Source organism: Microbacterium sp. M1A1_1b (assembly GCF_053345565.1).
On sequence record NZ_JBKFAJ010000003.1, the window covers coordinates 110,972 to 131,059 of the forward strand.

At 71.5% G+C, this 20,088-nt stretch carries 16 protein-coding genes; 12 read left to right on the forward strand and 4 right to left on the reverse strand.

The features are described 5' to 3' along the window. Positions 1 to 36: 36 nt before the first annotated feature. Positions 37 to 1,185, forward strand: coding sequence for a baeRF2 domain-containing protein (locus tag ACLBWP_RS09150; RefSeq protein ID WP_447654924.1), 1,149 nt, complete (start codon positions 37 to 39; stop codon positions 1,183 to 1,185). 109 nt (positions 1,186 to 1,294) lie between these two features. Here the strand turns inward: ACLBWP_RS09150 and ACLBWP_RS09155 are convergent, their stop codons facing one another. Then, complete coding sequence (locus ACLBWP_RS09155) at positions 1,295 to 2,440, reverse strand: MFS transporter (protein ID WP_447655131.1); 1,146 nt, start codon at positions 2,438 to 2,440, stop codon at positions 1,295 to 1,297. A gap of 141 nt (positions 2,441 to 2,581) precedes the next feature. Here ACLBWP_RS09155 and ACLBWP_RS09160 point away from each other — a divergent pair, with 141 nt between their 5' ends. From ACLBWP_RS09160 to ACLBWP_RS09195, 8 genes are all read left to right on the forward strand, one after another. Then, positions 2,582 to 3,283, forward strand: coding sequence for a GntR family transcriptional regulator (locus tag ACLBWP_RS09160; protein WP_447654925.1), 702 nt, complete (start codon positions 2,582 to 2,584; stop codon positions 3,281 to 3,283). 475 nt (positions 3,284 to 3,758) lie between these two features. Continuing rightward, positions 3,759 to 4,859 (forward strand): LacI family DNA-binding transcriptional regulator, encoded by a 1,101-nt coding sequence (locus ACLBWP_RS09165; protein WP_447654926.1) that lies wholly within the window; start codon positions 3,759 to 3,761, stop codon positions 4,857 to 4,859. Positions 4,860 to 5,171: 312 nt separating this feature from the next. After that, positions 5,172 to 6,911, forward strand: a complete 1,740-nt coding sequence (locus ACLBWP_RS09170; protein WP_447654927.1) for an ABC transporter substrate-binding protein — start codon at positions 5,172 to 5,174, stop codon at positions 6,909 to 6,911. Then, the gene (locus ACLBWP_RS09175) at positions 6,908 to 7,888 is read left to right on the forward strand and encodes an ABC transporter permease (protein ID WP_243562247.1); all 981 of its coding nucleotides are present in this window, start codon (positions 6,908 to 6,910) and stop codon (positions 7,886 to 7,888) included. Before ACLBWP_RS09170 ends, ACLBWP_RS09175 begins: the two co-directional genes overlap by 4 nt. Next, positions 7,885 to 8,838 carry an ABC transporter permease gene (locus ACLBWP_RS09180; RefSeq protein WP_243562248.1) on the forward strand — a complete coding sequence of 318 codons (954 nt, stop codon included), beginning with the start codon at positions 7,885 to 7,887 and terminating at the stop codon, positions 8,836 to 8,838. Before ACLBWP_RS09175 ends, ACLBWP_RS09180 begins: the two co-directional genes overlap by 4 nt. Next, positions 8,835 to 10,616, forward strand: coding sequence for an ABC transporter ATP-binding protein (locus tag ACLBWP_RS09185; RefSeq protein WP_447654928.1), 1,782 nt, complete (start codon positions 8,835 to 8,837; stop codon positions 10,614 to 10,616). Before ACLBWP_RS09180 ends, ACLBWP_RS09185 begins: the two co-directional genes overlap by 4 nt. A 4-nt stretch (positions 10,617 to 10,620) precedes the next feature. After that, on the forward strand, positions 10,621 to 11,493 hold the full coding sequence (locus tag ACLBWP_RS09190) for an alpha/beta fold hydrolase (protein WP_447654929.1): 873 nt from the start codon (positions 10,621 to 10,623) through the stop codon (positions 11,491 to 11,493). A 53-nt stretch (positions 11,494 to 11,546) separates the two neighbouring features. Beyond that, positions 11,547 to 12,734, forward strand: coding sequence for a glycoside hydrolase family 1 protein (locus ACLBWP_RS09195; RefSeq protein WP_447655132.1), 1,188 nt, complete (start codon positions 11,547 to 11,549; stop codon positions 12,732 to 12,734). Between the two features lie 174 nt (positions 12,735 to 12,908). On the opposite strand, the gene ACLBWP_RS09200 is transcribed toward ACLBWP_RS09195, so the two are convergent. Further along, positions 12,909 to 14,081: an ankyrin repeat domain-containing protein gene (locus ACLBWP_RS09200; RefSeq protein ID WP_447654930.1), complete on the reverse strand. Its 1,173-nt coding sequence runs from the start codon at positions 14,079 to 14,081 to the stop codon at positions 12,909 to 12,911. Between the two features lie 90 nt (positions 14,082 to 14,171). Between ACLBWP_RS09200 and ACLBWP_RS09205 the strand changes: the two genes are divergently transcribed. The 3 genes from ACLBWP_RS09205 to ACLBWP_RS09215 are packed head-to-tail and all read left to right on the forward strand — an operon-like array spanning position 14,172 to position 17,936. Continuing rightward, entirely contained in the window at positions 14,172 to 16,178 is a 2,007-nt protein-coding gene (locus ACLBWP_RS09205; RefSeq protein WP_447654931.1) for an acyltransferase family protein, read from the forward strand. Positions 16,179 to 16,200: 22 nt separating this feature from the next. Further along, positions 16,201 to 17,202: a UDP-glucose 4-epimerase GalE gene (galE, locus tag ACLBWP_RS09210; RefSeq protein ID WP_447654932.1), complete on the forward strand. Its 1,002-nt coding sequence runs from the start codon at positions 16,201 to 16,203 to the stop codon at positions 17,200 to 17,202. Then, positions 17,199 to 17,936: a sugar transferase gene (locus ACLBWP_RS09215; protein WP_447654933.1), complete on the forward strand. Its 738-nt coding sequence runs from the start codon at positions 17,199 to 17,201 to the stop codon at positions 17,934 to 17,936. Before galE ends, ACLBWP_RS09215 begins: the two co-directional genes overlap by 4 nt. 89 nt (positions 17,937 to 18,025) lie before the next feature. On the opposite strand, the gene ACLBWP_RS09220 is transcribed toward ACLBWP_RS09215, so the two are convergent. After that, a complete protein-coding gene (locus ACLBWP_RS09220) occupies positions 18,026 to 19,216 on the reverse strand; it encodes a glycosyltransferase (protein WP_447654934.1) in 1,191 nt (396 codons plus the stop codon). After that, positions 19,213 to 20,064, reverse strand: a complete 852-nt coding sequence (locus tag ACLBWP_RS09225; RefSeq protein WP_447654935.1) for a glycosyltransferase — start codon at positions 20,062 to 20,064, stop codon at positions 19,213 to 19,215. Before ACLBWP_RS09225 ends, ACLBWP_RS09220 begins: the two co-directional genes overlap by 4 nt. Positions 20,065 to 20,088: the final 24 nt, after the last annotated feature.

Consider the following 20,088-nt stretch of genomic DNA (forward strand, 5'->3'; position numbering starts at 1 on the left):
ACCGACTCCCGGGGAACCGTCAACGAGGGAGCTGCCATGACGTCGACGAACGCCACGAACGAACTGCACCGCATCCTGGGGCAGCGGTTGGAGCGTGGGGGCACCTGGGCGTGGGCCTACGTGGACGCGTCCGGCAACGTCGAGGACCCGCGTCGTCAGGCCGCGCTGAAGCTCCGCGGGGTCGAGGAGTCGCTCCGCGCATCGGGGTCGGACACCACCGCGGTCGACGTGATCGCCGGGGAGCTCGAGGACACCCCGGGCGTGCCGTCGCCCGTTGCCCGGTACGTGCTCGTCCACGACGGCGAGCTCGTGGTGAGCGAGGTGCTGCCAGGACCGATGCAGGCGTCGGAGTCGATCGGCGTGGGTGCCGTCCCCGACCTGGTGCCGCTCGTCGCCCACCGGCCGATCGAGCTGCCCTTCCTGGTCGTGCAGGTCGGCAAGGACGGCGGCGGCTACCGCGCGTTCAAGCTCGGGCACCCCGCCACGTCCGACGACCAGGAGCGCATCAGCGGCGAGACCTTCGACCAGCACAAGGTCAAGGGTGGCTTCGGCGACTGGAAGCAGCCGCGCTGGCAGAGCCGGACGGAAGAGGTCTGGCGGCAGAACACCGCCGAGGTCGCCAGCGCGATCGACAAGGCCGTCACCCGGTTGAACCCCGCGCTCATCGTCGTCGCCGGCGACTCACAGGCCCGGCCGATGCTCATCGAGAAGCTGTCCTCGGACGCGCGCAAGCTCGTCAGCGAGGTGCCCGGCGGCGGCTTCGACGAGACCGTCCTCGGTGACCACACCCGCGTCGCCCTGGCCCGGGTGATCGCCACGCACCGCCACGACCTCGAGGACCTGCTGCGCACCCACGTCGGGCGCGGGGACAACCAGGCGGTCACCGGACTCGGACCCGTCGTCGAGGCACTGCAGCAGGCCCAGGGCGCGACGATCGCCCTGGACGCCGCGGCGATCGGCGACCGGACGCTGCTCGCACTCGGGGCTGCGCCGTGGATCGCGACCGCACCCGAACAGGCTGCTGGCGTGCCGGTGATCGGCCCCGTGCCCGCCGTGTGTGCGCTCGTGCGGGCCGCGGTGCTGACGGACGCCGAGCTCGTGCTGGTCAATGCGGCGTCGTTGCCCGGTGGTGCGGCCGCCGCCGCCCTGCTGCGCTGGCCCGTCGGCCCGACCGTCCCCGCCTGACCCGCGCGCTGCGCCCTGCCCCCTCCCACCCACTCCGCTTCGTCGAGGGAGCAGCGATCGTCGAGTGCGCCGCCGCTACCCGACGATTCCTGCTCCCTCGAGGACAGGTTCAGTCGTGGGAGCGGTCGGTGCGCGGGACCAGGGGCAGCGCCAGCAGGGGCAGCACCGCCACGATGCCGAACGACGCCGCGAACCCGAGCGCCCCGACCAGGGCTCCGACGCCCGGACCGACCGCGCTCGCGGCGATGAACTGCCCGGTGTTCTGCGCGCCCAGTGCCCGCCCCGACCAGAACGGTCCCGCCGCCTCGGCCACCGAGGTGTACGCCAGCCCGTTGTCGGCGACCGTGACACTCGTCGCGAGGACCAGGAACACCGCGGCCCCGGCCAGGTGCGTGCCGTCGACCACCGCCAGCACGGCCATCACCACGGCAGCGCTGACAGCCACGACCCGCAGCGGTCCGACCCGTGAACCCGCACGGTCGCTCCACACGCCGACCAGGATCCGCCCGATCGCGCCGACGAACTGTGACGCGCCGACCAGCAGCCCGGCCGCGGGCGTCGACCACCCCAGGCCGACCAGCCACACCAGGCCGTAGGTCGACAGCGTGAACTGCGGCACGACGAGCAGCACCGACACGGCGTGGATCCGCCACAGGAAGCCGTTCGCCCGGTAGGGGTTCGCGGTGACCGTGGTGGCGGCCTCGGACCGGGCCGGTCGGGGCGGGTTCGCGATGCCGATCGCGCACAGCACCGCGAGCACCCCGCACAGCACGATCGGCAGGACCAGGGCGGCGCGGATGCCCGACGCTTCGGCGAGCTGCGGGACGGTCACCGCGGCCAGGGTCACGCCGAGCGGCTGCGACATCTGCCGGATCCCCATCGCGAGGCCCCGGCGCTGCTTCGGGAACCACCCGACGACGACGCGTCCGCTGGCGGCGTTCGTCGAGGCACTCGTCATCCCCGCCGCCAGGAACGCCAGGCCGAGCAGGACCGGGTTGCCCGCGGCTGCCCAGGCGCCGACGACCGCCAGCGTGGTGAGCACGAGCCCGCCGGCGATGACGACCCGCTCGCCGACCCGGTCCGTCAGTGCTCCCCAGGCGATGAGCGTCAGCACCATGCCGAACGTCGGTGCCGCGGCGAGCACCCCCGCCACCGCCAACGGCGTCCCCTGCGCGTGCAGGTGAGGGATGAGCAGCGCCGGAGCGGACACCACGAGCGTGCCGGCCGCCTGTGCCGCGACACCGAGCGCGAGCATCGTCCAGGCGCGGGCTGGGATCCGGGTCGCGGGCGTGGTGGGGGCGGTCGTGGTCACTGGGGCAGTCGTTTCGTCGCGGAACTGATTGGTATACCAAAACGGTATACCATCAGCGGCGACCCGCCACTAGGCTGATCTGCCGTGACCGATCCGACCGACGAGACGCCGGTGTCGCAGACGGCGCAGCTCTACGACAACCTGCGTGCTGCGATCCTGACGCTCGACATCGCGCCCGGCGAGCGCATCTCCGAGCGCGGTCTCGAAGCGCGGTTCCACGCGTCGCGGACCCCCGTGCGGGCAGCGCTGTCGCGGCTCGAACGCGAGGGACTCATCCTGCACGAGGGACGCTCGTGGACGGTCACCCCGATCGACCTCGACGAGATCGCCTCGCTCGCCGAGCTCCGCGGCGTCCTCGAACCCGCAGCCGCGCGCCTGGCTGTCGCACGTGCCGGAAGCGACGCGCTCGCCGAGGTCCGCGCGCACCTGGATGCCCTGCGCCCGACACCCGATCGGCAGTCCGGCATCCGGATGGGCTCGACCTTCCACCTCGACCTGGCAGCACTCGGCGGCAACCGGTTCGTCACCGACGCGATCGCCGACGCGCTCACCCGGCTCGAGCGCACCCGCTGGATCGAGGTCCGGACGCCAGGAGCGCGCGATGCCGCCTGGGACGAGCACAGCGCCATCCTCGACGCGGTGCAGGCCGGCGACGCCGACCGCGCGGCCGAGCTGCTCGCCGCGCACGTGGCCGGCACCAACGACCGCCTGCTCGCGTTCATCGCGCAGGAGCGTCGGCGCCTGCGCGGAGCGGGCATGGCGATCGTCGGGTCGCCCGACCGCTGAAGCGGGTCGCCCGACCGCTGAGGCGGGGTGACCGACCGCTGGAGCGCCGGACCGGAGGCGGCCCGACCCAGCCGGGCCGGGCCTCCTGTCCGGTCAGCGGCTACTCGAGCCGTGACCCGTCGTCGGTGTCGTCCAGCGTGATCGCGCCGGTGTGCTCGAGGAGCGCGTCGCGGACCTCGGCTTCGTCGCGGCTCACGCGGATCGCGTCGCGGCGTCCTGAATGGGTCGACTGTGACATCTCTGGTCGTCCTTCCCGAAGGCGGGCTCGGCCCGCGCGTTGAGGCGGGCACCGCCCGCTGGTTCTGCTTCCTCACGGGACGTACTGAGGTCGCCCCAGTGTGGTCCGGTCTGTCCGGATCCCGCAAGGGTCCGCGCCCACCTGTGGAGAAGTCCCCGGCGGGGGCGTGCCTAGGATGGTCCGCTGTCGGGGTGGCTCGCCGCCGGCGCGCATCGCTCGACGGACGGGAGGCCCTGGTTGGCCGAGCAACGCACGGCACCTCCCACGGTCTACGACGTCGCCTCGGCGTCCGGTGTCTCCATCGCCACCGTCTCCCGTGTGCTGCGCACGCCCGACGCCGTCCGCGAGGGCACCCGTGACCGCGTGCAGGCGGCGATCCGCAGCCTCGGGTACGTGCCCTCGGGCAACGCCCGCGCCCTGGCGGGCAAGCGCACGGGCGTGATCGGGCTGCTGCTGCCGGGGTTCGACGTCGTCACCGACGAACGGCCCGGGCTCGTGACCGACGGCGGGGTCCGCGTGGTGGACGACCGCCAGCACGTGACGCAGCCGTTCGCGTCGAACCTGTACTTCGACGAGGTCCTGCGCGGAGCCGAGACCGAGGCCTGGCAGCGCGGTCTGGCGCTGATGGTCGCTGCCGGGCGGGGTCCCTCGCGGGACGTCATCGTGAACGACGTCGCGGGCCGGGTCGACGGCCTGGCGGTCCTGGCGCAGACCGTGCCGGACGAGCTGCTCGAACACGTCGCTCGTCGCATCCCCGTGGTCGTGCTGGCGGACGACCGTCGCTCGCACGGGTTCGACTCGGTCAGTGTCGACAACGCCGCGGGCATGCGGACACTGGCGTCGCACGTGATCGGACGGCTCGGGATCCGGTCGGTCGCCTACGTGGCCGGTCCGGTCGACTCGCCCGACGACAACGAGCGGTCCACCGGGTTCGCGGCGGCGCTGGCCGACCACGGCGTCGATCCGGCCTCGGTGCGGACCGTGCACGGTGACTTCGGACGGGCCCGGGCGCGGGAGCTCGCCGTCCAGCTGGTGGCCGAGGGGGTGCCGCGGGCGATCGTCTGCTCGAACGACCAGTCGGCGCTCGGGGTGCTGGACGCCGTGCTCGCGGCAGGGCTGCGGGTGCCCGAGGACGTCGTCGTGACGGGCTTCGACGGGATCGACGCGGGGCGGTTCTCGGTGCCGCCGCTGACCACCGTGCACCAGCCGATGGGGGCGCTCGGACGGGCTGCGGTCGAGGCGATCGTCGATCGCCTGGAGCGCCTCGAGGGGCCGCCCCGCGCGACGCGGCTCCCCGTCGAGGTCCTGCTGCGCGAGAGCTGCCCGCCGGAGCTGTGACGCGCCGGCCCGACGCGTGCACCGCGCACCGTGCACCTCGCACCGTGCGAGCCCGCGCACGGACCTCGCACCGTGCGAGCCTGCGCACGCACCTCGCACCGTGCGAGCTTCCGTCCCCGTGCGGGCCTGCGCGCTCCGTGCGAGCAAACAACCTCGCACCACGCCGCCAACCTCGCACGGCCGGCGCGCGCCGCGCGCCGCCCGCCCGCCGCGCCGCCCGCCCGCCCCCACAGCGCCGCGCCGCGCTTGCGCCGCGCGATGTAAGCGCATACATTGTCCCGGTACCCACTCGACACGGAGGTCGACCGAGCAATGACGCTTCCCCCACAGCGCGCAAGCGGCCGCACGCCGTCGCGACCGCCGCGCACCGGCCGTCGCGGCCGTCTGCTGGCCGCACTCGCCGGCCTGGCCGTCGTGGCACTCACCGCCACCGGCTGCAGCATCCAGGTCCGATCCGAACCGGACCCGAGCATCGGCAAGGACACGATGCTCATCAACGCCGACCACGGCAACCCGCTGTTCGACCGCAACTTCAACCCGTACATCGCCAACGCCCGCACCGCGAGCAAGTGGATGTACGAGCCGCTCATCGAGGTCAACCCCCTCGACGGCAAGCGCACCCCGTGGCTCGCGAGCGCGTGGACGCAGCCGGACCCGAAGACGATCGACATGACGATCCGCAGCGGCGTCGAGTGGTCCGACGGCACCCCGTTCAGCGCGAAGGACGTGCTCTTTACGTTCGACCTGCTGAAGAAGTTCCCCGCGATGGACCTCAAGGGCGCCTGGCAGCACATCGACACCATCGAGCAGCGCGGGCAGCACCTGGTCTTCCACCTGAAGTCCGCGGACGTCCCCAGCCTGACAATCATCGGGCAGACGTACGTCCTCGGCGAGCAGCACTGGAAGGACGTCACGGACCCGACGACCTTCCGTGACCCGAACCCCGTCGGAACCGGCCCGTTCGTGCTCGGGAACTACACCGACCAGCAGTACTCGATGGACAAGAACCCGCGGTACTGGCAGGCGCAGAAGATCGTCATCAAGCACCTGATCCTCCCCGCGACCAACACGCAGCTCGACACCGTCACGCGCGGCTACGACTGGTCGTACTCGTTCATCTCCGACGTCAAGGGCACGTGGGGTGCCGCATCACGGACCAACACGTGGTGGTTCCCGCCGGGGGGCGTGATCGGCCTGATCCCCAACCTGACGAAGGCGCCGTACGACGACGTCAACGTCCGCCGGGGCATCTCCCTCGCGCTGAACCGAGACGACATCGCCGAGACCGCGACCGAGGGCAACCTGAAGGCCGCCGCGCAGACCGGGCTGATCCTGCCGAACCAGGAGCAGTACGTGAACGACCGGATCCCGGACAAGGGCGTCATCACGCAGGACGTCGACGCCGCCAAGGCCGCGTTCGCGAAGTCCGGATGGGTCGAGCAGGACGGCAAGATCATGAAGGACGGCAAGCAGCTGTCCATCACGATCATGACCGCCAACGGCTACTCCGACTGGCTCCGCGCCGCGCAGGAGGTCCGCCGCAACCTGACGGCCATCGGCGTGCAGGTCCAGATCACCGCGCCGCAGCCCGCGGGCTACCAGTCGAACATCAACAACGGCACGTTCGACATGGCGATGGGCGGCATGGGCAACGGCGACGTCTACCAGGCCTTCAACTCGTTGCTGTCGAGCGACTTCTACCAGCCGGTCGGCAAGTCGACGGTGAACAACTACGAGCGCTACAAGAACGCCGACACCCAGGAACTGCTCGACGCGTACAAGGCGACGACGGACACCGCCAAGCAGCAGGAGATCCTGGACCAGCTGCAGGAGGTCGTCTACAACGACCTGCCCGTCATCGGGATGTACTACGGCGGGCTCTGGGGCCTGTTCAACACCGGCAAGTTCGTCGGGTGGCCGAGTGCCCAGGACCCCTACATGGCGCCGCAGAACTACGACTCCGCGCCGCTGCTGATCTTCACGAAGCTCCGGCTCCGTGACAGCGCGGCGGGCCAGGCGATCCTCAAGGCCGAAAGCGAGCAGAGCAAGTGAAGTACGTCCTGCAGAAACTCGTCCTGTTCGTCCTGACCCTGTGGGCCGCGGTCACGCTGAACTTCGTGTTGCCGCGCCTGATGCCGGGCAGCCCGAGCGACGCCGCCCTGGCGAAGCTCAGCCAGAACGGCCCCGTCACCGACGCCACCAAGAAGGCCATCGAGGCCCAGCTCGGCGTGCCGACCGGCAACCTGTGGGACCAGTACGTCAGCTACCTGCACCAGGTCGTGACGCTCGACTTCGGCGTGAGCTACACGTTCTACCCGCAGAACGTCGGCGACCTGGTGGCGAAGGCGCTGCCGTACACGCTGATCCTGGTCGGCGTGGTCACGATCCTGGCCTTCGTGCTCGGCACCCTGATCGGGATCGCCGCAGCGTGGAAGCGCGGCACCTGGCTCGACTCGCTCCCGACCCTGTCGGGCAGCTTCATGTCGACGTTCCCGTACTTCTGGACCGCCCTGCTGCTGCTGTTCTTCCTGGGCTACGTCCTGCACTGGTTCCCGACCACGGGTGCCTACTCGGCGACGACGACGCCCGGCCTGAGCGGCGCCTTCGTCGGCGACGCCCTGCAGCACGCGGTCCTGCCGGCCGTGACCATCCTGGTGACGAGCCTGGGCGGCTGGATCATCGGCATGCGCAACGCCATGATCAACACCCTCGGCGACGACTACGTCACCTTCGCCGAGGCGAACGGGCTGCGCGGCCGCACCGTGGCCATCCGCTACGCGGCCCGCAACGCGATCCTGCCGAACCTGACCGGCTTCGGCCTGGCACTGGGTGGCGTGGTCGGCGGCTCGGTCCTGGTCGAGCAGGTGTTCGGCTACCCGGGCATCGGCTACCTGCTGTTCAACGCCGTCATCGGGCAGGACTACCCGCTGATGCAGGCACTGTTCCTGATGATCACCGTGTCGGTGCTCATCGCCAACTTCATCGTGGACGTGCTGTACGGCGTCCTGGACCCGAGGACGCGCCGATGACCAACACGAGCACACCCGACGCAACCGTCGCAGTCCGCACGCAAGACGCCCCCGAGCAGCAGGCCCCCAGCAAGCTGCGCTCCGCCGCCCGCCAGTTCGGCATCGTGTGGAGCAACACGAAGGCCCGGATCGGGATCATCATCCTGGCCGTCTTCGTCCTGGTCGCGATCCTGGCGCCGCTGCTGGCCCCCTACGGTGCCAGCCAGAACGGCTTCGCCCGCAACCAGGACGCCACCGTCGCGCACTGGATGGGCACGACCGCCGCTGGCGAGGACGTCCTGTCCCAGCTGATCTACGGCGCCCGGATCTCGGTCATGGTCGGTGCGGTCGCGGGCATCCTGTCCACGCTCGTCGCCGTCGCGATCGGCCTGAGCTGGGGCTACGTCCGCGGCTGGATCGCCGAGGTCATCGGGTTCGTCGTGAACCTGTTCCTGGTGATCCCGGGCCTGCCGCTGATGATCGTCATCGCGGCGTACCTGCAGAACGGCGGCATCGCGGTCATCATCGCCGTGATCGTGGTGACGGGTTGGGCGTGGGGTGCTCGCGTGCTCCGCTCCCAGACGCAGTCGCTGCGTGGCCGTGACTTCGTGACCGCGGCGCAGTTCTCCGGCGAGGGTGCGTTCCGCATCGTCTTCCGCGAGATCCTGCCGAACATGACGAGCCTGATCGTCGGCAGCTTCTTCGGTGCCGCGACCAGCGCGATCCTCGCCGAGGCGGGGCTCGAGTTCCTGGGCCTCGGCGACTCGTCGATCGTCAGCTGGGGCACGATCCTGTACTGGGCGCAGAACTCCAACGCGCTGCTGACCGGCCAGTGGATCCTGCTGTTCGCCCCCGGCCTGTGCATCGCCCTCCTGGCGATGAGCCTGACCCTGATCAACTTCGGCGTCGACGCCGTCTCCAACCCGCGGCTGCGCGACGGCGCGCGCCCCAAGAAGGGAGCAGCAGCATGAGCGGCTCACCCCATGACGGACTGGAGGCCCGTGGCGGCGCCGCCACGACCCTCCCGTCCGACGCGTCCACCGGAACCGACGTCCTGCTCGACGTCCGCGACCTGTCGGTCGTCTACGAGTCGGCCGGCCAGTCCGCCGTGCAGGCGGTCGACCACGTGTCCTTCCAGCTGCGGAAGGGCGAGTTCGTCGGCCTGGTCGGCGAGTCCGGGTCGGGCAAGTCGACGCTCGGCTACGCGCTGACGCGGTTGCAGAAGCCCCCGGCGCGCACGAACGGCGGCAGCATCGTCTTCGCCGGGCAGGACATCCGCGACCTCGACGACGAAGCGCTCCGCCAGCAGCGGCAGGGCGGCTTCGCGATGGTGCTGCAGTCCGGCATGAACGCGCTCAACCCGGTGCGGACCATCCGGAACCACTTCATCGACGTCTTCAAGGCCCACGGGCACGTGCCGCGCGAGCGGTGGGACGCACGGATGCGGGAGCTCGTCGGCAAGGTGAAGCTGCCGGACTCGATGCTGGCGCGCTTCCCCGGTGAGCTGTCGGGCGGCATGCGGCAGCGCGTGTCGATCGCGCTGGCGCTGTCCCTCGAACCGCAGCTGATGGTGTTCGACGAACCGACCACGGCGCTCGACGTCCTGGTGCAGCACGCCGTGATGGACACGATCATCGAGCTGCAGCGGTCCGAGGGCTTCACCGCGGTGCTCATCAGCCACGACCTCGGCATCGTGCTCGAGGCGACCGAGCGCGTGCTCGTCATGCACGAGGGGCGCATCGTCGAGGACGGCGGTTCGCGGGCGATCCTGCGTGACCCGCAGGACGCGTACACGCAGATGCTGCTGTCGCACTACGCCGACCCGCGTGCCGAGGTGGTGTCGCTGCCCGGGTTCCCAGACCGCTCCCTGCGCTCGTCGGACGGTGCCACCCGCCAGGAGACCACCTCGTCGTTCAGCACGGTCGGGTCGCGCGAACGCTCGGCGGCACGCAACCCGATCACGGTCGAGCACCTGGTGAAGACCTACCCCGCCCCCCGTCGTGGCGAGGACCCGGTCCGTGCGGTCCGCGACGTGTCCTTCACCCTCGAGCCGGGGCAGTCCCTGGCGCTCGTCGGGCAGTCGGGCTCGGGCAAGTCCACGATCGCCAAGATGCTCACCGGCGTCGAGAAGCCGACCAGCGGCACGGTCCGCTTCGGTGACCTCGACGTCGCGAAGCTCGGGCGGCGGGGCATGCGCGACCTGCGCTCCGAGGTGCAGATGGTGTTCCAGGACCCGTACTCGGCGCTCAACCCGCTGCACACGGTCGAGTACACGCTGACCCGACCGGTCGTGAACTACACCGGGCTGCGCGGCCGCGAGGCCCGGCACCGCGTCCTCGAACTGCTCGAGACCGTGGGACTGACGCCGGTGGAGCAGTTCGCGCAGAAGCTCCCGCACCAGCTGTCGGGTGGGCAGCGGCAGCGCGTGGTCATCGCCCGCGCGCTGGCCAGCGACCCGCAGGTGATCATCGCCGACGAGCCGGTCTCGATGCTCGACGTGACGCTGCGCGCCGGGGTGCTCGCACTGCTCGAGGACCTCCGCGAGCAGTGGGGCGTCTCGATGCTGTACATCACGCACGACCTGCTGAGCGCCCGGCTCATCACCGACGACATCATGGTGCTGCACGACGGCGCCGTGGTCGAACGCGGACGCACGGCGGACGTGCTGCAGCACCCGCAGGACGACTACACCGTGGCGCTCCTCGATGCGGTCCCCAACCCCCGTCGCAGACTGCGCGGAGAAGACTGACCGCATGACGAACCTGCACGCGTTCCCCACCGTCCCGCCGTTCGGCCACCTGCCCACCCCCGAGGGCGTCGACGTCGTCGGCATCGACCTGCCCGTCGGTCGGCTCACCGCCTACCGCGTCGTCCCGTCGGGGGAGTCCAAGGGCACGGTCCTGATCGTCCCCGGGTACACCGGTTCGAAGGAGGACTGGCGCACGTTCATGCCGCTGATCCGCGACGCCGGCTGGACCGCGGTCGCGATCAGCCGCCGTGGCCAGGCCGACTCGGCCGCACCGACCTCGCCGTCGGACTTCACGGTGGACGAAGAAGCCGCGGACGTCGTCCGGGTCGCGCGCCTGCTCGACGACGGCGCGCCCGTGCACCTGATCGGCCACTCGCTGGGCGGGGTCATCGTCCGCGCGGCCGCGATCCAGGACCCGGGTGCCTTCCGTGACGTCGTGCAGTTCTGCTCGGGCCCGTACGGGTGGCCGTACCGCAAGGTCGCCGAGCTGACGATCATGCACGACACCGGCGGCAACAACCGCTCGCTGTTCGACGCCACGAACCCGCTCTGGGCGTACCGCCCCGACGAAGAGCTGCCCGACGACGTCCGGATGGTGCGCGACCGCTTCGACGCCACGAGCTCCCTGAGCGTCGTCGCCGGCGGACACGTCCTCGAGGACCACACCGACAGCTCCGACGAGCTCCGCGCGACCGGGCTCCCCGTGCTCGTCACCCACGGCGAGTGGGACACGGCGTGGCCGATCCCGTGGCAGCGGCAGATGGCCGAGGACACCGGCGCCGAGTACGTCGTGATCCCGGAGAGCTGGCACGGCCCCCAGACCGAGAACCCGCAGGGGACCGTCGAGGTCTTCGACACGTTCTTGCGCAAGCACTGACCTGGGTCAGCACTGACCTCGGCCTGCACTGACCCCCGCACACGAAAGGCACCATCATCACTTCGCTGCAGTTCCCCGACGGCTTCCTCTGGGGTGCCGCCACGGCCGCCCACCAGATCGAGGGCAACAACGTCAACAGCAACTGGTGGGTGCACGAGCACGAACCGGACACCACGATCGTCGAGCCCTCGGGCGACGCGGCCGACAGCTACCACCGGTACCGCGACGACATCCGGATCGCAGCCGAGCTCGGGCTGAACTCCTACCGCTTCAGCATCGAGTGGGCGCGCATCGAGCCCGAGCGCGGGTTCGTCAGCCGTGCCGAGGTCGACCACTACCGCCGGATGGTCGACACCTGCCACGAGTTCGGCCTCGAGCCGATCGTCACCCTGATGCACTTCACGGTGCCGCGTTGGTTCGAGCGCGACGGTTTCTGGCGTGCCCCCGACGCCGCCGACCGGTTCGCCCGGTACACCGAGGCCGCGCTGCCCGTCGTGCAGGACGGCGTCCGGTACGTGTGCACGATCAACGAGCCCAACATCGCCGCGATGCTCGCCGGTGGCGAGGACGCAGCCAACCTGGTGGCGTACGGCCTGCCGAACCCGGATCTCGGCGTGGCCGACGCCCTGCTGGCCAGCCACCAGCGGTCGCGCGATGTGCTGGGACAGGTGTCGGGCCTCCAGTCCGGGTGGACCGTCGCGACGCAGGCCTTCCGCTCCAACGGTGAGCCGGGCGCCGACCAGGCGCTGCGCGAGTACGGGTACCCGCGCGACGACTGGTACCTGGAAGCCGCGGCCGGCGACGACTTCCTGGGCGTGCAGGCGTACACGCGCACGTTCATCGGACCGGACGGGCCGCTGCCCGTCGCCGACGACGTCGAGACGACCCTGACCGGGTGGGAGTTCTACCCCGAAGCGTCGGCCGACGGACTGCGCAGTGCGTGGGAGCTGTCCGGGCACGTGCCGCTCATGATCACCGAGAACGGCATCGCGACCGCGGACGACACCCGCCGCCAGGCCTACACGCAGGGCGCCCTCGAAGGCATCCACCGCTGCATCGAGGACGGCATCACCGTGCTCGGTTACCAGCACTGGTCGCTGCTCGACAACTACGAGTGGGCCTCGGGGTTCCGGCCGACCTTCGGGCTGGTGGCATGGGACCCGGTCACGTTCGAGCGCACGCCGAAGCCGTCCGCGCACTGGTACGGCGGCGTCGCGCGCGCCAACGCGCTGACCGTCTGAGGCGTCACCCCTCGGACTGGAGGCTCGTCACGCGTCGTCCTGTCCGCGCGCGTCCCCGACAGGTCGGCCCGCGTCCTCCGTCGAGGGAGCAGAAGACGTCGGCCGCGCCGCCGCCACCCGACGTTTGCTGCTCCCTCGACGGCGTCGCGCGACGCGACGGCGGCCTGAGCGTCGTCAGCGGTGGATGCCGAGCAGCTCGCCCGGGCCGGGGTCGCGGAGCAGTTCGGCGCGGTCCGCCGCGCTCGACCCCTCGTCGTCCGTGGCGTAGCGGTCGACGTCGCGGGTCAGGACCTCGCGCACGGTGGCGACGTCGCCGGAGTCCACCGCGGCGATGAGCAGCGTGGCGCCCCGTGAGCCGCTCGCCCGCGTGTCCGCCCCGGCGTCGGCCAGGATCCGGACGACCTCGGCGTGACCACCCCACGCGGCGCGGATGACCGGCGGGTTGCCGTCGCCGTCTCGTGCGCCGAGGTCCGCACCCGCGGCGACCAGGGCGGCGACGGCGCCGCGTGCGTCACGGTCGATCGCCAGGGTGAGCGGCGTCCGTCCCTCGGTGTCGGTGAGCTGGACGCCCGCACCGCGCCGCACGAGTTCGGCGATCATCTCGGGCCGGTCGAACCAGGCGGCGGCGTGCAGTGGTGCGAAGCCCCACCGCGGGTCGACGTCGTCGACGTCGCTGGCGTCGTCGGCCAGGTGCAGCCCGCCCAGGTCGCCCCACGCCGCGGCCCGGACCCCCTCGGTCGCCCACTCGACCCAGCCGTCCGGCACCGGTCCGTGCCAGCCACGCGCCGGCCGGCCGTCGAGCGCGGTGAAGTCGGCCTCGGCGACGCTCTGGACCTGGACCGTGACGTCGGTGAAGCGGATGGCGACCTCACCGATGGGGGAGACCAGGAGCCGGAGCTCCCAGGTGTCCAGGCCCGCGTGGTCGATCTCGCCGCGGGCCACGTGCGCGTCCCCGGCGAGCAGGGTCTCCGGGTCGAGCAGCGGCGGGTCGATGACGGCGTCTGCGAACCGCAGGGCCACCCGAGCGTGGTTCCACCGTCGCCACAGGCCGTCCGGGGTGTCGAGCACCTCGTCGTTCCGGACCAGCACCGTGGCGTGCAGGACGACCGGGGCGGGTTCGCCGTGGTCGGGGAGCGCGGTGTGCTCGTGGTCGTCGGCGGGGGCGTGCCGGTGGCTGGCCTCGACGGTCCACGCCGCGATGCGGGCGTCGGTCCACCGGACGGTCGCCAGAGCCGCAACCGGGGGTGCGGCGTCCTCGAGCAGCAGCCGGAGGTGGTCAGCGGCGCCGTCGAAGTCCTCGAGGGACACGTAGCCCACTGCGGGCCAGTTCACTCGACTCCATCGCACGGTCCGAGCGTAGCCCTGTGGATCACCGATCGTCTCCAGAGAAATACCGATCATGCATGTCCGACGTGACATGCTGGTCAGAATGGCGACGTGAGTCGTTCTCCCGCTGCCCCCGACCCGGCACCCGCGCCGATCCGCACCGACATCCAGGTCCTCCGTGCGCTCGCAGCGGCCCTGGTGGTCGGGTACCACGCACATGCGGGGTTCCTGCGTGGGGGGTTCGTCGGCGTCGACGTGTTCTTCGTCATCTCCGGCTACGTCGTCGCGGTGACGCTCGTGCGCGAGCGCGCCGCGACGGGCGGCATCGACGTCCTGGCCTTCGCCCGCCGTCGCGTCGAGCGGCTGATGCCCGCAGCGGTCGTCGTCGTTGCCGCCACGCTCCTGGTCGCCCGGGCGCGGTTGCCGCTCCTCGACTTCCCCGCGACCCTGCGGGACGGTGTCGCCTCGCTCCTGGGGGTCGAGAACCTCGTGCTCACCGGACGTGGAACCGACTACCTGGCGGGCGAGCAGATCGGGCTGTTCGAGCAGTTCTGGTCGCTCGGCGTCGAGACCCAGTTCTTCGTCGCGCTGCCGGTCGTGCTGCTCGCGGTGCGGACCCGGGCCGGGTCGATCGTCGTGCTGTCGCTGCTCGTGGTCGCCTCGTTCGTCGTCGGGACGGTCACGGCCCCGGACGTCGCGTACCTGTCACCGACCACGCGTGCGTGGGAGTTCGGTGTCGGCGTGCTGATCGCTGTGATCGCTGCGGGCAGGACGGTGCGCGTGCCCCGTCCGGTCGGTGCCGGGCTGCGCGTGGTCGGTCTCGCCGCGGTCCTCGGCGCGGCGGTGCTCGTGGACGAGTCCGCGCCCTTCCCCGTCCCCTGGGCGGTCGTCCCCGTCCTCGGCGCTGCGCTCCTCGTGGTCCCGCTGCGACCGCTCCGCACGACCCGGCGTGCCGGCTCGGTCCCGCGCAGCGGCGTGGTGCGGCTGCTCGGCGACATGTCCTACTCGGTGTACCTCTGGCACTGGCCCGTGCTCGCCTTCCCCGAGGTCGCACGGTCGGTGCCCCTCGCCGGACTCGAGCTCGCCGCCGCCCTGACCGCCGTGCTCGTGGTGTCGTGGGCCACGTTCGTGGTGGTCGAGACCCGGTTCCGTCGGTGGCTGACCCGACGATCCCCGGGCCTGGTGGCCGGCGTGTGCGTCGGCCTGGTCGGCGTCGTGGTGGCGTCGGCGACGGTGGCGCTCCCCGGGCGACTCTCGGACCCACGCCGGATCCCTGCGCCGACCGCGCGGGACGTCCTCGTGGGGCCACACGGTTCCGCGGTCGTCCCGGCGAACGCCCGGCCCGGTCTGGCGCAGGCGTCGGCAGACCTGCCGTCCGTCTACGCAGACGGGTGCGTGACGCCGCTGACGGCCGGTGCCGACGACGTGCGCGCGTGCTCGTTCGGCAGCCGGCGGGGATCCGCGGGCACGGTGGTGCTCTTCGGGGACTCGCATGCCGCGCAGTGGGCGTCACCGCTCCGACGGATCGCGCACGACCGTGGCCTGCGGCTGGTGGTCCTGGTCCGTGCGGCCTGTCCGCCCATGGACTTCGCCGTGGTGAACGCCCAGCTGCGCCGGCGGTACGCCGCGTGCGAAGGATGGCGCCGACGGGCCCTCGACCGCATCGGGCAGATCCGCCCACGGCAGGTCGTGATCGGCGAGGCGACCTCCCGGTACGTCGGACAGCAGGTCGCGCACACCTCGTTCGCTGCTGCATGGTCTGCGGGCGCGCGCCGGACGCTCGACCGGATGGGGACCACCCGGGTGACCGTGCTGCAGGACACCCCGTCGTGGTCGGCTCCGCCGAACGCCTGCCTGTCCGAGAACGTCGCCACGGCCCAGCGGTGTGCTGCGCCGCGGGACGCCGTGCTCGACGCGGCGTCCCGGCGGGGTGTTGCTCGGCTCCGTGACGGCCATCCGCGCGTCGATGTCGTCGATCCCGTCCCGTGGGTCTGCGGGACGTCGTGCAGCCCCGTCCTGTGGAACGTCGTGGTCTACCGCGATGCCTCGCACCTGACGGACACCGTCGCCAGGCTCCTGCGACCACAACTCGACGATGCACTGGACCGCCAGATGTAGTATATTCCATGTCATGTGGAATATGAATGAGTCGGGAGTCCGCGTCCTGATCACGGGCGGTGCCGGGTACATCGGCTCCCACGTGGTCCGGCTCCTCCGGCAGCGGGGTGACCACGTCGTCATCGTCGACGACCTCTCCACCGGACGGATCGACCGCGTTGCCGGGGTCCCGTTCGTCCTGCTCGACGTGTCCGGACCCGGCGCGCGCGAACGTCTGGTCGAGGTCATGCTCGAGCACGGCATCACCCACGTCATGCACTTCGCCGCGATGAAGCAGGTGGGGGAGTCGATGCAGCAGCCGACCGCGTACTTCGACCGGAACGTCGGCGGTCTCACGAACCTCCTCGCTGCGATGCGCCTGGTCGACTGCACCCAGCTGGTGTTCTCGTCCTCGGCGGCCGTCTACGGCGGCGTCGCCGGCACCGCGGTCTGCGAAGACGCGCCGCTCCACCCGACCAACCCCTACGGGCAGTCCAAACTCGTCGGCGAGTGGATGACGCAGAACGCCGCCATGGCGGACGGCTTCCGCGTCGCGAACCTGCGGTACTTCAACGTCGCGGGGACCGGCTGGGACGACCTGGCTGACGACGGTCGGTCGAACCTCGTGCCGATCGTGGTGGACGCCGTCGACGCGGGTGCCGCGGTGCCGGTGTTCGGCACGGACTGGGCAACGCCCGACGGCACCTGCGTCCGCGACTACATCCACGTGCTCGACCTCGCGACCGCGCACATCGCGGCGCTCGACTGGTTGGCGTGTCGTCGGCCGGGGGCCACGGCGTTCAACCTCGGAACGGGCGTCGGGGCATCGGTGCTCGACGTCGTCGCCGCGGTGGGGCAGGCGAGCGGTCGCTCGGTCACGGCGAAGGACGCCGGACGACGCGCCGGGGATCCCGCGGCCGTCGTCGCCGACCCGACACGCGCGTCACTGCTGCTCGGCTGGCACGCCGAGCACGACCTCGCCGACATCGCGCGTTCCGCGTGGTCCGCCCGCGTCCGTCGACTCGATGCGGTGCTCGCGGCATGACCGGCCTCCACCTGCCACTGTCGCACCGCCGGGCGTCGACGACGGCCAGTCCGTCGCTCCCCGGCTCCCGGCTCCGATCACTGCGGGGAAAGCGTGCGGCCGACCTGGTCGGCGCTGCGCTCCTGCTGGCGATCGTCGCGCCGCTGTTCGCGCTCATCGCCGGGGTCGTGCTGGTCACACAGGGCCGGCCGGTGTTCTTCCGGCAGCGACGGATCGGCCTGGGTGGTGCGCACTTCACGATGCTGAAGTTCCGGTCCATGCGGCACGACGTCGACGGCACCGGGATCGCCAGCGACCACATGCGGGTCACGAAGGTCGGCCAGTTCCTCCGGGCAACGAGTCTCGACGAACTGCCGAACCTGGTGAACGTGCTCCGCGGGGACATGAGCATCATCGGGCCACGCCCGCAGCTCGAGGGCCTCATCCGGAACCACTCCGACGACCGGCACCTGCGTCGACACGAGGTCCGCCCCGGTATCTCCGGGCTCGCGCAGGTCAACGGCCGCAACGACCTCGACTTCCGGTCGCGCTTCGAGTTCGACGTCGAGTACGTCGACGCCTGTTCGATGCGCCTCGATGCCGCGATCCTCGTGCGGACCCTGCCCGCGGTGCTGTCACGTCGGGGCAGCTCGGCCTGCACGGCTGCTCCTGCGGCGGCGAGCCGGCGTGCTGCGTCGACCGCGTCCGTCGCGGTTCCCGAAGCAGAGCACCGTCGGCGCCCGGTCGTCATCTGAACCGGACCGGGCGTGGATGCCAGCCCCACGTCGGGGGTGACGACGAGAACGGCCCGTGGTGCGCGCACCACGGGCCGTTCTCGTCGCGCTCAGCGCGGGGGTCTGCGACCGAGGCGCCGCCGACCGTTGTCCCGTGCAGTCCGGTAGAACGCTGCGCACCGGGCCCACACGACCTCTCGCGAGAAGTCGTCCTCGACGCGGCGGAGCGCGCGCTCGCGCAGTGCAGCTCGCAGCGCGGCGTCACCGAGCACTTCCTCGAGTGCCGCCGCTGTCCGCACGACGTCCCGGACGGGCACGACCATGCCGGTGGATCGGTCGTCGACGACGTCGCCCAGTCCGGTGCAGTCGCTGACGATCGTCGGCACACCGGCAGCCCAGGCCTCGAGCAGCACGGTGGACAGCCCCTCACGGAAGGACGGGATGCAGAACGCGTCGAACGCGGTGTAGTACTCAGCGGGGTCCGGCACGTTGCCCGTGCACGTGACCCACGGTTCGGCCAGCAGCCGGCGGACGTCGTCGTCGAGCGCGTCGATGCCCTCGTCGGGACCGATCATCGCCAGCCGGATCGGGAGGCCGTGGTCGCGAGCGCGCGCCACGGCACGGACGAGGACCTCGACGCCCTTGTCGCGGGTGATCCTGCCGACGTACCCGACGACGAGTTCCTCCGGCCCGGCGTCGAGTGCGGTCCGCATCCGCCGCCGCACGGCGGGGTCGGCACTGAGTCGGCGCGCGCGGGCGGTGTCGATGCCGACGACGGAGCCCGATCCGAGGACCGTCATGTCGGCGACGGGGAGCCCGAGTTCCGCGCATCGGCGGCGGACGCCGTGGCTGACCGCGATCGTGCTGGTCGACAGCAGGAGCGCCAGTCGCTCGGTGGCCAACAGCAGCTGCCGCGCGACTCCGGTCGTCGTCTCGAGTCGCAGGCCGTGGAGCACCTGGACGCGCGCGGGTACCCGTGTGCAGACGGCGGCGATGCCCGCGAGCAAGGTCGCCTTGGGTGTTCCGTAGACGACGAGTTCAGGACGCAGGCGCCGCATGAGCCGGATGAGCTCGAGCAGCGCTCGGACGTCCGCGGCGGGCGACGGGTCGCGTGAGAGCGGGAGGGCGTGGGCCTGCACTCCCTCGCGGCGACTGACCTCAGCCAGGCGGCCGTGATCGCCGGACGCGATGTGGACGGGAGCGAGATCGGTCGTCGACAGGGCACGGAGCTGGTCACGGAGGACGACGTCCAGGCTGAAGTCGGACGTCTTGACGATCAGCGTCCCCGAGCGGCGGCTCATCGGTCCGACCCGGCCGTGATCGAGGATGCGTAGCCCGGACGGCGCAGGCCCAGGTGGCGGGCGGTCTGGCCGGCGGTCCAGACCAGGTCACGGGCCGCCTGCGTCGACCTGGATCGGCCGAGGGACTGCGCGAGTGCACGGCGCGATCGTGCGACGACCTGGGCCGACCTGCCGAACGGGTTCGTCTGCCTGCTGTGCATCCCGTCGTGGACGCGGTACCGCACCAGCCGTTCCGACGTGTTCTCCAGCGCGCCGACCCGACTGAGGCGGAGCCAGAGGTCGTAGTCCTGCATGCGGAGGCATCGTTCGTCGTACCCGCCCACTGCACGGAGCGCTGCCGCGTCGAGCAGCATCGCGGAGTGGACGAAGACGTTCCGCCGTAGCAGGTGTGCAGCCATGCCGGGGCCCGTGGGTACCTCGAGTTCGCCGATCACGGCGTCGTCGCCGTCGATGAGCAGCGCCGCGCTCCCGACACCGACCAGGTCCGGGCGTGCGGTGAGGGCGCCGAGTTGCCGTTCCAGGCGCTCGGGCTCTGCCACGTCGTCGGCGTCGAGACGCGCGATGTACGGCGCCGCGCTGGCTACGAGCCCGGCGTTGAGCGCGGCGGGGGTCCCCTGGCGCGTCGGCAGGCGGAGGACCCGGACGCGATCGTCCGGGTGGTCCCAACCGTCGTCGCCGACGCCGTCGAGGACCAGGACGACCTCGATGTCCTGCAGCGTCTGCGTCAGGAGCGACTGCAGCGCGGTGCGGAGATGGAGGTCGAGTCGGACGGCGGGTACGACCACGGACACTGCCGGGCCCGTGCCGTGCCGCGGAGGCGGAGCGCTGAGGTCGTCGGATTTCGTCATGTACAGTATTGTATATCAACTGCT